At 64.8% G+C, this 13,469-nt stretch carries 16 protein-coding genes; 11 read left to right on the forward strand and 5 right to left on the reverse strand.

Annotated features, from left to right (window positions below; all coding sequences use genetic code 11):
- Window positions 1-97: 97 nt before the first annotated feature.
- Window positions 98-889 (forward strand): anthrax toxin lethal factor-related metalloendopeptidase, encoded by a 792-nt coding sequence (locus tag JEY66_RS24275; protein ID WP_026192747.1) that lies wholly within the window; start codon window positions 98-100, stop codon window positions 887-889.
- A gap of 147 nt (window positions 890-1,036) precedes the next feature.
- On the opposite strand, the gene JEY66_RS24280 is transcribed toward JEY66_RS24275, so the two are convergent.
- Entirely contained in the window at window positions 1,037-1,888 is an 852-nt protein-coding gene (locus JEY66_RS24280) for a 3-hydroxybutyryl-CoA dehydrogenase (RefSeq protein ID WP_018271573.1), read from the reverse strand.
- A gap of 937 nt (window positions 1,889-2,825) precedes the next feature.
- On the opposite strand from JEY66_RS24280, the gene JEY66_RS24285 reads away from it, so the two are divergent.
- The 6 genes from JEY66_RS24285 to JEY66_RS24310 all read left to right on the forward strand — a co-directional run bounded on the left by JEY66_RS24285 (window position 2,826) and on the right by JEY66_RS24310 (window position 6,805).
- Window positions 2,826-3,041, forward strand: a complete 216-nt coding sequence (locus JEY66_RS24285) for a hypothetical protein (RefSeq protein ID WP_018271572.1) — start codon at window positions 2,826-2,828, stop codon at window positions 3,039-3,041.
- A 128-nt stretch (window positions 3,042-3,169) separates the two neighbouring features.
- Window positions 3,170-3,427, forward strand: coding sequence for a hypothetical protein (locus JEY66_RS24290; RefSeq protein ID WP_016846113.1), 258 nt, complete (start codon window positions 3,170-3,172; stop codon window positions 3,425-3,427).
- A 305-nt stretch (window positions 3,428-3,732) separates the two neighbouring features.
- Complete coding sequence (locus tag JEY66_RS24295; RefSeq protein WP_018271571.1) at window positions 3,733-5,022, forward strand: hemolysin family protein; 1,290 nt, start codon at window positions 3,733-3,735, stop codon at window positions 5,020-5,022.
- A 133-nt stretch (window positions 5,023-5,155) separates the two neighbouring features.
- A complete protein-coding gene (locus JEY66_RS24300; RefSeq protein ID WP_018271570.1) occupies window positions 5,156-5,755 on the forward strand; it encodes a formyltransferase family protein in 600 nt (199 codons plus the stop codon).
- A 191-nt stretch (window positions 5,756-5,946) separates the two neighbouring features.
- On the forward strand, window positions 5,947-6,306 hold the full coding sequence (locus tag JEY66_RS24305) for a hypothetical protein (protein ID WP_016846110.1): 360 nt from the start codon (window positions 5,947-5,949) through the stop codon (window positions 6,304-6,306).
- Entirely contained in the window at window positions 6,251-6,805 is a 555-nt protein-coding gene (locus JEY66_RS24310; RefSeq protein ID WP_018271569.1) for a hypothetical protein, read from the forward strand. Before JEY66_RS24305 ends, JEY66_RS24310 begins: the two co-directional genes overlap by 56 nt.
- A 90-nt stretch (window positions 6,806-6,895) precedes the next feature.
- Here the strand turns inward: JEY66_RS24310 and JEY66_RS24315 are convergent, their stop codons facing one another.
- Window positions 6,896-7,294: a RidA family protein gene (locus tag JEY66_RS24315; RefSeq protein ID WP_016846109.1), complete on the reverse strand. Its 399-nt coding sequence runs from the start codon at window positions 7,292-7,294 to the stop codon at window positions 6,896-6,898.
- Between the two features lie 143 nt (window positions 7,295-7,437).
- Between JEY66_RS24315 and JEY66_RS24320 the strand changes: the two genes are divergently transcribed.
- Complete coding sequence (locus JEY66_RS24320; protein WP_026192746.1) at window positions 7,438-8,313, forward strand: DMT family transporter; 876 nt, start codon at window positions 7,438-7,440, stop codon at window positions 8,311-8,313.
- A gap of 75 nt (window positions 8,314-8,388) precedes the next feature.
- On the opposite strand, the gene JEY66_RS24325 is transcribed toward JEY66_RS24320, so the two are convergent.
- Together JEY66_RS24325 and cysK are read right to left on the reverse strand one after the other, a co-directional pair.
- Window positions 8,389-8,628, reverse strand: coding sequence for a BrnA antitoxin family protein (locus JEY66_RS24325; protein ID WP_018271567.1), 240 nt, complete (start codon window positions 8,626-8,628; stop codon window positions 8,389-8,391).
- A gap of 18 nt (window positions 8,629-8,646) precedes the next feature.
- Window positions 8,647-9,621: a cysteine synthase A gene (gene cysK / locus JEY66_RS24330; RefSeq protein WP_018271566.1), complete on the reverse strand. Its 975-nt coding sequence runs from the start codon at window positions 9,619-9,621 to the stop codon at window positions 8,647-8,649.
- Between the two features lie 226 nt (window positions 9,622-9,847).
- Between cysK and JEY66_RS24335 the strand changes: the two genes are divergently transcribed.
- A complete protein-coding gene (locus JEY66_RS24335; protein ID WP_026192745.1) occupies window positions 9,848-10,063 on the forward strand; it encodes a hypothetical protein in 216 nt (71 codons plus the stop codon).
- 9 nt (window positions 10,064-10,072) lie between these two features.
- On the opposite strand, the gene tgt is transcribed toward JEY66_RS24335, so the two are convergent.
- Window positions 10,073-11,206 (reverse strand): tRNA guanosine(34) transglycosylase Tgt, encoded by a 1,134-nt coding sequence (gene tgt, locus JEY66_RS24340; RefSeq protein ID WP_018271565.1) that lies wholly within the window; start codon window positions 11,204-11,206, stop codon window positions 10,073-10,075.
- Between the two features lie 203 nt (window positions 11,207-11,409).
- Between tgt and JEY66_RS24345 the strand changes: the two genes are divergently transcribed.
- Window positions 11,410-12,582, forward strand: a complete 1,173-nt coding sequence (locus JEY66_RS24345; protein ID WP_051110107.1) for a patatin-like phospholipase family protein — start codon at window positions 11,410-11,412, stop codon at window positions 12,580-12,582.
- A gap of 96 nt (window positions 12,583-12,678) precedes the next feature.
- The gene (locus JEY66_RS24350) at window positions 12,679-13,428 is read left to right on the forward strand and encodes a TetR/AcrR family transcriptional regulator (RefSeq protein WP_018271563.1); all 750 of its coding nucleotides are present in this window, start codon (window positions 12,679-12,681) and stop codon (window positions 13,426-13,428) included.
- Window positions 13,429-13,469: the final 41 nt, after the last annotated feature.

A 13,469-nucleotide genomic window follows, 5' to 3' on the forward strand; every position in this document is an offset into this window, starting at 1 on the left:
TGTGCGACTTAAGCGCGCCGCAAGGCAGCTGCCCTAGTCTCCCGCGCGGCTCAATGGACGACGACACCCGGAGGGGCTCGTCGCACGGGGGATAATCATGCGCAGCGCGCTCATTGCTTCAATGATCCTGTCACTTGCGGCCGGTCCGGCCGTTGCCGGACCACGAATGTCGGGGCCGTCCGAGGCGGCGCCGGGCAGCGTCGAGAAATATCGCGGCTACGTCTTCGATCTCTCCGAGAACGCCGACCGTAAGGACGTCACCAGCATCGCCGACATGGTCCGCCGCCAGCTCGACGTCGTGGAAACCGCGGGCTTCAGCCCGAAGGTGTTGCAGTTCTTCCATCGCGTGCCGATCGTTGCGAGCGAGATGGCGTGTCTCGACGAAGGCGCGGCGGCGGCCTGCTATGGCTTGACGCCGCCGGAATGGGACCGCGGCGCGACGCGCGACGTCACCATCTGGGATCACGACAAGCAGCAATGGACCAATTCGGATCCGCTCGCGCTTGCGCTCGATTCCGGCATCGGCATCATCAGGATGCGTCCGAACATGATGCGTTACGCGAAGGAGCCGGTGCTGCTGCACGAATTCCTTCATGCCTATCACGCCCGGCTGATGCCGAACGGCTATGAGAACAAGGGCATCAAGGCTTTCCTCAGCCAGGCCAAATCGAAGGAGCTGTTCGCCAAGGAGGCCTACGCGTTGAAGAACCAGCAGGAGTTCTTCGCGGTGACGGCGAGCATCTTTCTGGCCGGCAAGGATTCCGAGCACGAACCCTATACGCGCGCCACGCTCAAGGAGAAGATGCCGGACTACTACAAATATCTCGTCGGCCTGTTCGGCGCCGATCCCGAGGAAACCAGCGTCACGCCGGTCGCATCGGCCGACTGACCCACAAAAAAACGAGGCCCGGTGTGCCTAGGAGACCGGGCCTCGTTTCTGATGTCCCCCGCCTCGTGGCGGATCAGGTGTTGTCGATACGCGACCTTGTCCGCGCGATCCATCCCGGATGATTACGGGGTCAGGCGCGCGCCGGCCTCACTTGCTGTAGCTGTAGAACCCCTGCCCGGTCTTGCGGCCGAGATGGCCGGCATCGACCATCTCCTTCAGCAGCGGCGCCGGCCGGTATTTGGGGTCGTTGAAGCCGGTGTAGAACACCTCCATCACCGACAGCATGGTGTCGAGCCCGATCAGATCGGCAAGCGCGAGCGGCCCGATCGGATGATTGCAGCCGAGCTTCATGCCGGCATCGATCTCCTCGGCGGTCGCAATGCCTTCCTGCAGCGCGAAGATCGCCTCGTTGATCATCGGGCACAGGATGCGGTTCACCGCAAAGCCGGGGCTGTTCTTCGCCGTGATCGCGACCTTGCCGACCCGCTTGGCGAAGGCTTCGGCCTTGGCGACGGTGTCGTCGGAGGTCTGCAAGCCCCGGATCAATTCCAGCAGCGCCATCACCGGCACCGGATTGAAGAAATGCATCCCGATGAAGCGGTCGGGACGATCGGTCGAGGCCGCAAGGCGAGTGATCGAGATCGACGAGGTGTTGGTTGCGACCAGCGCGCTCGGCTTCAGCCCCGCACAGAGATCCTTCAGGATCTTGATCTTCAGCTCCTCGTTCTCGGTCGCGGCTTCGATCACGAGATCGCAGGCGGCGAGCTTGGCCTTGTCGGTGGTCGCGTTGATGCGCCCGAGCGTCGCGTCGCGGTCGGCCGCGGTCATCTTCTCCTTGGCGACAAGCCGATCGAGACTGCTCCCGACCGTTTTCAGGCCGCGCTGGACCGCCGCGTCGGAGATATCCACCATGGTCACGCCGAGGCCTGCCGCCGCGCAGATCTGCGCGATGCCGTTACCCATGGTCCCGGCGCCGATAATGCCAACCGTCTCAATCATCGCGTTCGTCCTTCGTCGCTTGCGCGGCCGCGCGGCCGCATCGTCAAAAACGGCGGACCGGAGGGGTCCGCGGATGGCGCATGAATAGCAGTCCGGCCGCGCGGCCGATACAGTGGAAGCCGGTATTACGGTGGGGTCTATTCGGGGCGCGGCGGGTGCGGCCGCCGTGGCGGAACGGCTGGCCGCGGCGGCAATTGGGTGCGCGGTGGTTCGGCCGCACGCGACGGTTCGAGCACGCGGTTAAGTCGTACGATCCACCAGGCCAGCCGCCCGTAGCTGCGGCGCAGCGCCGATCCGAATCCCTCGTCGATGTCCTGATCACGATCCATACCCCTATCGTTAACGTGCATCCTTGAAGGAACGGTGAGCGCCATCACGTGCAGCGCCGCCAATCGTTAGCAACCTGGCAACCATCGACGCGCCGGCAGCACGCGGGTGCCGGTAGTCTCCCGGATTGCACCGGGAAGTCTCCGCGCTGCAACATCACAATGCCGGTCCGACTCGCATTTTGTTGATCGAATTTTCCGCCGAGCGCCGCGACATAAGGACATTAGACGGACGAGGGCTACGCCCATGCTTGCCGAGAAATTCATTCTGTTGCTCGAGACATTGCTTAACGGCCAGACCCATTCCGACGGAAGTCCCCGCGTGGTGAGCACCTCGCCCCACATTCCGGTCAAGCTTCCCGGTGGAAGCCAATCGCAAGGCAGCCTGCCTCGCTAGGCTCCTGCTGCCGGCAGGTTAGGTCGCCGCGAGACTTTCAAGGGCGTCGCAGCCACGTCGCTGCGGAATGCTGGTCGCGACGTTTGCCTCCGCCAGTTTTTCCTGTCGTGACGCACGAAGCCATTTGGCCGGCGCAATCCCTCGCCCGTGATCCAGCTCATAGGTGGTGAAGTCGACCCACGCTACACCGCTCCGGCAACGACGTGGTGCCGCCATGGACGATAAGACCGACAGCAAGACCGATTTCGGAAGCATCGCCGTCGCAATCTGCGTCGCCGCCTACATCGCGATCATGCTGGCATATCTCGCCCAATACGATCTCGGCCTGACCGCCGCGCAGACGCGTCATCTCTCCATGCTGGCAGCGCTGTTCCTCGCGCTGCCGGTCGCGCTGGATTTGCTGCGCACCGGACCCCACGACGCCCGCTGACGCGGGCACGAACGCGCCTGCCGCCGCCAATCTCCCCCGCCGCAAACATGCCTGCGCAACATAGCGCTAGGTGAAGCGACGCGAATCAGCGTTAGTTTGCAACTGATCGCTTCGTGGGATTTGGCGGCATGACCCAGCCCGACGTGTTTGATCAGAAGGTTCTGGATCAGAACATTCGCGAACTGCAGGAATGGCTGCGCAGGGCCTGGCAGCAACTCGCGGACCCCTCGCTCACCGCCTTCTCCCGCCGCGAATTGCGCAACCAGATGAAGCAATGCAACGCCGATTTGCGCGTGCAACTGCAAGCCGCCTCCAAACGAATGCTGGTGCCGCCCGCCTCGTCGGGCAGGACGTTCGCCAAGCCGGCGCTGCGGATCCTCGCCTAGAGCATGAATCCGGAAATGTGCGAAGCGGCCTTCCCCCGCGACAAACGCAGGGCGTTTGCGCGGAGATCATGCTCAAACAATGGGCTGAAGCGCGATGACGATTCAACCCCATCTCGTCGCGCCTCAGCACTTGTCCGGCTGTCACACATGCCAGCGCGCCAAAATGCCGCGATCTCCTGCTGCATGCTGGCCATACGCACCCTCTGCTTGTGCAGAAACGCCCGACAAGGCACAGCAAAACCGCTCCGGTATGCCTATATTGGGCGTCGTCTAGCGGCCAACGCCGCCAATGTTTAGGGACTCCCGTGTTATATCTGGAACTTGCGATCGTGGCGGTCTTGATCGTCGTCAACGGTCTGTTGTCGATGTCGGAGCTCGCGATCGTCTCCTCGCGTCCGGCGCGCCTTGCGGCGCTGGTCGAACGAGGCGTCAGCGGTTCGCGCCGCGCACTTGCACTGGCCTCCGATCCCGGCAAGTTCCTCTCCACGGTGCAGATCGGCATCACGCTGATCGGCGTGCTGTCGGGCGCCTTCTCGGGCGCAACGCTTGGCCAGCGTCTGACCCAATGGCTGCTTGAGCTCGGCGTATCCGCAGGCATCGCCGACGCGGTCGGCGTGGGCCTGGTCGTCGGCGTGATCACCTATGCCTCGCTGATCGTCGGCGAGCTGGTGCCGAAGCAGATCGCATTGCGCGATCCCGAGTCGGTCGCGGTCAAGGTCGCTCCGGCCATGACCATGATGGCGCGGCTGTCGCTGCCGCTGGTGTGGCTGCTCGACCGTTCCGGCAAGCTGCTGCTGTGGGTGCTCGGCCATCGCGAGGATGCACAGGACCGCGTCAGCGAGGACGAGATCAAAACACTGGTGGTGGAGGCCGAGAACGCCGGTGTGCTCGAGCCCGGCGAAAAGGAGATGATCGCCGGCGTGATGCGGCTTGGCGATCTTCCGGTCGGCGCCGTGATGACGCCGCGCCACGAGGTCAGCCTGATCGACCTCGCCGCCCCCGCAGCCGAGATCCTGGCGACGCTGCAGAAGAGCAGTCACTCGCGCTGCGTGGTGTTCGACGGCAACCGCGATCATGCGCTCGGCATCGTGCAGGCCAAGGACGTGCTCGACGTCTACCTCGCTGGCCAGGCGCCCGACATCCGCGCGCTCACGCGCGATGCGCCGATCATTCCAGAGACCGTCGACGCCCGCGACGTGGTCGCGATCCTGCGCGACTCCAGAGTGCATATCGGCCTCGTCCACGACGAGTACGGCACCTTCCAGGGCGTCGTCACCAGCGCCGACATCCTCGAGGCCATCGTCGGCGCCTTCCACACCGAGGAAGGCCCGGCCGAGCCCGCCTATGTCCGGCGCGACGGCGGCTCTTATCTAATCTCGGGCTGGATGCCGGCGCTGGAATTCAGCGAACTGCTCGGCATCGCGCTGCCATCGCCGCGGCCGTACCAGACCGCGGCCGGCTTCCTGCTGCATGAATTCGGCGCGATCCCCGATGTCGGCGCGAAAACCACCGCGCAGGGCTGGGAATTCGAGATCGTCGACCTCGACGGCCGGCGCATCGACAAGGTTTTGGCCAGCAAGCAGCCGGCGGCCTGACATTTGCCACCCGGCCGTCCTGTTGATAAGCGGCAAGACAGCGAAACAGGCGGCCGCGGTGTGCTATCGGCATAGCGGCGGCCCGAGCAATCCCCGAGTAAACCCCCGAGTAAACCCTACGGAATAGATTCCCATGCGCATTACCCTTGTCGGTTCCCGCCATTTCGGCGTGACGACCCTGAACATGCTGCGCGAACACCACGTCACGCTGGTCAGGGTGGTCGTCCATGACGGCGAGGACCGGCTGGCGGCGGCGGCCAGAGCGGCCGGCATCGAGGTCGTTGTCCAGGCCGATCCCAAGCTGGTGACGGCCGCCGAGATCGCGCCGGACACCGACCTGATCGTGACCGCCCACAGCCACGCCCGGGTCAGCAGGGAGGCGCTTGCCGCGTCCAGGCTCGGCGGCATCGGCTACCACCCGTCGCTGTTGCCGCGCCACCGCGGCATCGCGGCGGTGGAATGGACCATCAAGGAAGGCGATCCGATCGCCGGCGGCAGCATCTATCACCTCGCCGACCGCATGGACGCCGGCGCGATCGCCGCGCAGGACTGGGTGTTCGTCAAGAAAGGCGAGACCGCCCGCGAGCTGTGGGAGCGCGCGCTGGCGCCGCTCGGTTTGCGTCTGCTCGCCCAAGTCATCGACTACGGCAAGGTCAACGGCTCGCTGCCGGCCAAGGTCCAGGATGAGCAGTTTGCGACCAAGGCGCCGAATCTGAGCCCTGGCAAGCACTAACCGAGCCGGAGTATATGAATGCCCTGTTCGGAAAGCCGTGCTCGGATTTTCCGTTCCTGATCCGGAACCGAATTCACCATGATGTGTTTGAGTTCACAGGAACATTTGGGGACTCCCGCGACGCAGCAAATTTTGAACACATTGTGACAGGATAAGCCGCGTCATCACACGAAATGACAGGGATTTGATTCATGCGTTCGATCCGCATTCGCGACCTGATTTTGGTCACCTCGGTCGCCTCGGCCGCCGCCCTCACCGCTGCTCCCGCCTCCGCTCAGCAGCCTTATGACGGCCTTTGGAACGTCACCGTCGTCACCAAGACCGGCAGCTGCGAACCGTCGCAGAGCTCGACCGTGACCGTCGCTGAAGGAAAGATCTCGGCACAAGGTGCGGCAATCTCCGGCACCGTCGGCAGCGGGGGACTTGTGCGGGTCTCGATCAATGGTGCATATGCGAACGGACAACTCAGTGGCAACTCCGGATCGGGGAAGTGGAATGGGGCATCAGCTGGCGTACCGTGCAGCGGCCGATGGGAAGCATCCCGTCAGTAAGATCACCATCACATCAAGGTTTTTCGCGATCGCGCGGCGGCCTGCATTTGCGGCCGCCGCGCTTTTCGTGACTGCGTTTGCGAGCACCGCCGGCCATGCCCAGTCCGGCCCGTTCGCAGGCATGGCGGGCACCTGGTCGGGCGGCGGCTCGGTCTCGCTGGACGACGGTTCCAACGAGCGGATTCGCTGCCGCGCGACCTATCAAGTTGGGGGGCCCAGGATGACCATGAACCTCGTCTGCGCAAGCGACTCCTACAAGTTCAACCTGGGCGCCGACGTGCAAGCCCAAGGCAGCGCGGTCAGCGGGTCGTGGACCGAAACGAGCCGCAACATCAACGGCACCCTGCAGGGCCGCGGCGGCGGCGGCAACTTCCAGGTTGTCGCCAGCGCGCCCGGCTTCAACGCCGACATCGCGATGCGCACCAGCGGCAACCGACAGTCGGTGACGATCAGGGCCGACAATCAATTCCGCGGCGCCAACATCACGCTGTCGAAGTAATCAATCAGATCTCGACGAGAACAACCCTCGGTCATCCCCGAGGGCTTTTTTCCGCCTGTGCCGCAATGGCTCGCATGCTTCCCAGCGGTGCTATGCCGCAGGTACGAACGCCGTGACCTCGATCTCGACCTTGGCGCGCTGATCGACCAGCCCGTCGATATAGAGCAGCGTGGACGGCGGGAAATTGCGCCCGAGCGTCTCCTTCCATGCGGCGCCAATGCCGGCGCCCGCGGCCTCGTATTCGCTGCGGCTGGTCAGGTACCAGGTCAGGCGGACGATGTGCTCTGGACCGGCGCCGGCTTCGTTCAGGAGCTTGACGATGCGCTTCAGCGCCGTGCCAACCTGCGCGGCCATCTCGGGCTGATAGTCGCCCTTCTCATCGCCGCCGGTCTGCCCCGCCAGCACGATCCACCTGCCGGGCGCGTCGAACGCGACACCGTGCGAGAAGCCGCGGGGTTTCGACCATTCGGCCGGTTGCAAGACACGCATGAGCAGATCCTCCTGATTTTGATTTCCCGATCTGCTTAGCAGAGATCACGCGGGTGACGCATCACCGCGCAGGCAGAATTGCGCGTTGCAAATTCATGGCAGCTCGCCGATACCGGGCACCCCTCCTCCGCTCGTTCCCCGTCATGGATCGCACGCCCTCGAAGACCCGCGCAGCCTTGTGGATGTCCGGCTGGCTCGCGCTGATGCTGATCGTGGCTGTGGCCGGCCGCGAGGCCACGCGCGAGGTCAACGTCTTCCAGCTGATGGCCGTTCGCGGCGTGCTCGGCTTCGCGATGCTCTATCCGCTGATCTACATGAATGGCGGGTTTGCGATCGTGAAGACGGCACGGGTGCACGTCCATATCGCACGCAACCTGATCCATTTCTGCGCGCAGCTCGGCTGGTTCTTTGCGCTGACATTGATCCCGATCGGCCAGGTGGTCGCGATCGAGTTCACGATGCCGATCTGGACCGCGATCCTCGCGGCGAGCTTTCTCGGCGAGCGGATGACGGCGTGGAAGATCGTCGCGATCGTGCTTGGCCTTGTCGGCGTGTTCGTGATCGTGCGGCCGGCGGCCGGCGCGCTCAATCCGGGCCAGCTGATCGCGCTTGCCGCGGCAGTCGGCTTCGGCATCTCGGTCGCCGTGGTCAAGTCGCTGACGCGGACCGAGCAGACGCTGACGATCATGTTCTGGATGCTGGTGGTGCAATCGCTCGCGAGCATCGGGCCTGCGCTCTACGTCTGGACGTGGCCGCCGCTCTCGACCTGGGGCTGGCTTGCCGTGATCGCATTCTGCGGCACCTTCTCGCACTATTGCATGGCACGCGCCCTGCTCCACGCCGACGCGACGGTCGTGATCCCGATGGATTTCGTCCGCGTGCCACTGACGGCGATCGCCGGCTGGCTGATCTATGCCGAAAGGCTCGATGTCTACACGGTGCTCGGCGCGGCCATGATTCTGGCCGGCAACCTCATGAACCTGAAACCGACCGCAAGGAAGCCGGCCCGCGCGCGGTAACACCCGTGCGCGTCGCCGCGCCCTGCCAGCCAAGACCCCGGGGATCGTCCCGGGCCCCCTGGTTTCGAAGGCGTGTTACTTTCCGGCGGCCTTGCGCAGCGCCGCGTTGATGCGGTCCTGCCAGCCGGGGCCGCCCGCCTGGAAATACTCCAGCACGTCCTGATCGATCCGCAGCGTGACCTGCTCGCGGACGCCGGGGACAGCGACGGTCTTTGGCACCGCGTCCGCGACCTTGGTGGTGGCGCGCTTGAACGCCGCCTCGGCTTCGCTGCGGGCATCGTTCAGGGTTCGCGGTCGCCTCGGCTGGTCGGCCATATGCTGGATTCCTGTGTCTCAGATTCCTTCAAACAGTACCGTGGAGAGATAGCGCTCCGAGAATGACGGCACAATCGCCAGAATGGTTTTGCCCGCCGCTTCCGGCCGCCTGCCGATCTGCAAGGCGGCTGCGATCGCGGCACCCGACGAGATACCGCCGGGGATGCCTTCGTTGCGCGCCAGCTCGCGCGCGGTCTCGATCGCGGTCGCGCTGTTGACCTTGACGATCTCGTCGATCACGGATCGGTCGAGGATGTCAGGGATGAAGCCGGCGCCGATGCCCTGGATCTTGTGCGGCGTGTGCTGGCCGCCCGACAGCACCGGGCTCTCTTCCGGCTCCACCGCGACGACGCGCAATGACGGCTTGCGCGGCTTCAGCACCTGACCAACGCCGGTGATGGTGCCGCCGGTGCCAACGCCGGCGACGAAGTAATCGATGTTGCCGCCGGTGTCGTTCCAGATTTCCTCGGCGGTGGTGCGGCGATGGATCTCGGGATTGGCGAGGTTCTTGAACTGCTGCGGCATGACAGCGTTGGGCGTCGTGCGCACCAATTCTTCCGCGGTCGCGATCGAGCCCTTCATGCCCTGCGCGGCCGGGGTCAGCACAATCTCTGCGCCGAGAAAGGCCAGCATCCGCCGCCGCTCGATCGACATCGATTCCGGCATGACGAGCTTGAGCCGATAGCCGCGCGAGGCCGCGACATAGGCAAGCGCAATCCCGGTGTTGCCCGAGGTCGGCTCGATCAGCACGGTGTCGGCGTTGATGATACCGGCCTTCTCCATCGCCACGATCATCGCCGCGCCGATGCGGTCTTTCACGCTGGCCGCCGGATTGAAGTATTCCAGCTTGGCGAGGATCGTCGCGTTGACGCCAGCCGCCTGCGGCAATCTGCGCAGCCGCACGATCGGCGTGGAGCCGATCGCATCGACGATGGAGTCAAAGACGCGGCCGCGTCCGGGTTGCACTGCACTCGTTGTCGACGGCGCGTCCATCAAGCGGCTCCTGTAGCGGGATGTGCTGGGAATATGCGGTCTTGTCTCATTAGAAGCAGCGCATCATGACGCGCAAGTGAGAAACCGCCGCGGCGCGAATTCGTTGCATTGCAAAATAAGAACCTACACAAATAACGTAAAACCTACGCATTTGTGTTGCGACAAGGTCAAACAAATGCGTCTATATACTTTCGTCAGGTGCAGCTCAGAACGCAAAGGAGGTCACATGCCAGCTCTCGCTGAAGTTCTGTCGACCACAGCGTCCAGGCCCGATCCGCGCGGCAGCGATTTGCCGACCTGTCCGGTGTGTGCTGACTCCATGGTGGCGGCGGAAGCCTCCGCGTACCTGTTCGACAATCTGATCAGCTATCTCTGGACCTGCGACAACTGCGGTTACGGGTTCGTGACCAAACACGCGGTGAAACCGATCGTGTGCAACTGATCACACAGCTCATCTTGGAGCGATGTCACCGCGCGCCCAACCGGCGCGCGTTTTCGTTCTGAAGTCCTCGAACGTCCCGTTCGCCACCGCATCGCGGATGCCCTGCATCAGCTGCTGGTAATAGGCGACGTTGATTTCGGACAGCAGCATTGCCCCAAGTGTTTCGCCCGATCGCACCAGATGATGCAGATAGGCGCGCGAATAGCCGTTCGCCGCCGGCCACGGGCTCTCGTCGTCGAGCGGACGCGGATCGTCGACGTGCCGGGCGTTGCGCAAATTGATCTGCCCGAAGCGGGTGAACGCCATGCCGTGGCGTCCGTTCCGTGTCGGCATCACACAGTCGAACATATCGACCCCGCGCGCCACCGCCTCGAGGATGTCTTCCGGCGTGCCGACGCCCATCAGATAACGCGGCCGATCGACCGGGAGCGCCGGCGCGGTCTCCTCGATCATCGCCAGCATCACCGCCTGCGGCTCGCCGACCGCGAGCCCTCCGATCGCGTAACCGTGAAAGCCGATGTCGGTCAGCCCGCGCGCGCTGGCGTGCCGCAGATCCGGTACGTCCCCGCCCTGCACGATGCCGAACAGCATGTAGCCGTCCGGCGCCGCCTCGAACGCGTGCTTGGAGCGCTCGGCCCAGCGCAGCGAGAGCTGCATCGCGCGCTCGATGTCGGCGCGCTCCGCCGGCAGCCGGACGCATTCGTCCATCTGCATGGCGATATCGGAGCCGAGCAGCCGCTGCACCTCGATCGAGCGCTCCGGCGACAGCTCGACCTTGGTGCCGTCGATATGCGAGCGGAAGGTCACGGCTTTCTCGGTCACCTTGCGCAGCTCCGACAGCGACATCACCTGGAAGCCGCCGGAATCCGTCAACATCGGGCCGCCCCAGCCGGTGAAGCGCTGCAGGCCGCCAAGCCCGGCAATGCGCTCGGCGCCCGGCCGCAGCATCAGGTGATAGGTGTTGCCGAGCACGATATCGGCGCCGGCATCGCGCACTTCGCGCCAATGCATGCCCTTCATCGCGCCCGCGGTGCCGACCGGCATGAAGGCGGGCGTCCGCACGAGGCCGTGCGGCGTGGTCAGGCGCCCGGTGCGGGCGGCGCCGTCGGTTGCCAGCAGCTCGAAATGATTGGGAAGATTCATGCGGCTGCTTATTGCGTGTCGCCGGTGCCCGATCAACCCGTCGGATAACGGCCCTCGCGCGACTTCGTGAACACGGACAACCGGCCAGACGCTTGCCTTGCATCATCAGCCCCGTTAAACAAAACGAAACAGTGTCGTTTTATGACGACAATATGGCAACCGGCTTCCGCAGCGACGTCAATCCGCGAACGTGACTGGCAGAGATGGTCTCACCCCCTAGCGTCCGGCCCGCCGGCCCTCGGACGACGGCTGCCCGTGCGATCCGGCAAGCGGTCCTGCTGTGCGGCCTCGCCTTGGCGCTTTCGGCCTGCAGCTCGCTGCCGCGGATGCCCTACACGGCCGCTGATGCCGCCAATTCGCGGGTGCTCGACCTCGACGGGCTGCGCCGCTATGCCGACGAGCCGGCGTCAAAATTCAAGCTCGAGAAGAGCGACCTCGCCCCGATCAAGACTTACCTCGCCCTCTCCGGCGGCGGCGCCGACGGCGCCTATGGCGTGGGCGTCCTCAACGGCTGGACCGCGGCCGGCAACCGCCCGGCCTTTTCGGTCGTCTCCGGCGTCAGCACCGGCGGGCTGATTGCGCCATTTGCCTTCCTTGGCCCGCGCTACGACGACACGCTGAAGGAGGTCTACACCTCGGGCATCGCGGAAAGCCTGCTGCAGGACCCCAGCCTGATGCGGGTGCTGTTCGGCTCCGGCCTGTTTGGCAACAAGCGGCTGCGCGAACTGGTGGCGCGTTATGTCGGTCCGGACATCCTGAGCGAGGTGGCGCGCGAAAACGCCAAGGGCCGAAAGCTCCTGATCGTCACCACCGATCTCGACACCCAGCGCACGGTGATCTGGGACATGGGACGGATCGCCGCCGTCGGAACGCCCGAGGCGCTGCAGCTGTTTCGCGACGTGATGGCCGCCTCCGCCAGCATCCCGCTGGTGTTTCCGCCGATCATGATCGACGCCGAGGGCCAGGGCCGGCGCTTCCAGGAGATGCATGTCGACGGCGGCGTGACCGCGCCGGTGCTGACATTGCCGGATGCGCTGCTGTTCCGCGAGCGCGGCTGGCCCGCCAATGGCCGCATGAACATCTACATCCTCGTCAACAAGAAGCTCGAAGGCAACTTCGAGCTGGTGTCGAACTCGACGATCGACGTCGCCTCGCGCAGCATTTCGGCGATCACACAGGCGCAGACGCGCTCCGTCATCCTCTCGACCTATGACTTCGCCCGGCGCAACCGGCTGGGTTTCCATCTGTCCTACATCGAACGCGACTATCCGGCGCCGGAAACGCAGGGCTTCGACACCGCCTATATGCGCGCGCTCTACCAGTACGGATACGACAAGGCCGCCGCCGGGCAGGCCTGGACCGCGATGCCCCCGTAAGCGGCCTGCTCCCGATACCGCCGAATGGACGAATCCGCACCGCGCGGGTTATAGACCGGACGGACCCGTCCGACGCACAATGAGATGAATGGGCAAATGGGATTGACGGCAACCAAGGCCAAGGTGGCCAAGCGTGGCGTGATCAAGTCACGCGGCGGCCGGCCGACGCGGGACGCTGCGATCGAGCGCGACCAGCGGCTGATCGAGGTCGCCACCCGCCTGTTCCTCGATCGCGGCTTCGATGCGACGTCGATCGACGCGGTGGCCGAGGCCGCCCGCGTCAGCAAGCCCACCGTCTACGGGCAGTATGGCGACAAGCGCGGCCTGTTCGCCGCGGTACTCCGCCGCGAGATCGCTCGCTGGCTGGCCCCGCTCGCCGCCGCGGCGGCCGAAGCGCAGACCGGCGGCAACTGCGACGGTTCGGTCGAGGAACGGCTGACCGAGCTCGGACGCCAGCTATTGGTGCTCAACTGCAGCGCCGACTCCATCGCCTTCAGCCGGATCCTGACCGCGCAGGCGATCAATTTCCCTGAGGTCGCCAAGCTTGCCGTCGACGAGGGCTGGTCGAAAGCGGTTTCGACCACGGCGGATTTCTTCGATCATCTGGTCGATAAAGGCGTTCTCGATCTCGAGGACACCACGATCGCGGCCGAGACATTCCTCAACATGGTGGTAGGCCATACCCACCGGATGGCGACATTCGGAATTCCGATCGACATGAAGACCGCCGAGACGCGGATGGAAGTCTCGATCCGGCTGTTTCTTGCCGGCGCCGTCGGGCCGCAGGACCGGCTTCGCGATGCGGCCAAGGAAACGACGAAGGCGCGCCGCCGCCCGGCTCGCTGACAGTTTTAGGATCGTTGCATCGCCTCACACGTTGTCGTGAT

It is taken from the genome of Bradyrhizobium elkanii USDA 76 (assembly GCF_023278185.1).
GTDB lineage: Bacteria > Pseudomonadota > Alphaproteobacteria > Rhizobiales > Xanthobacteraceae > Bradyrhizobium > Bradyrhizobium elkanii.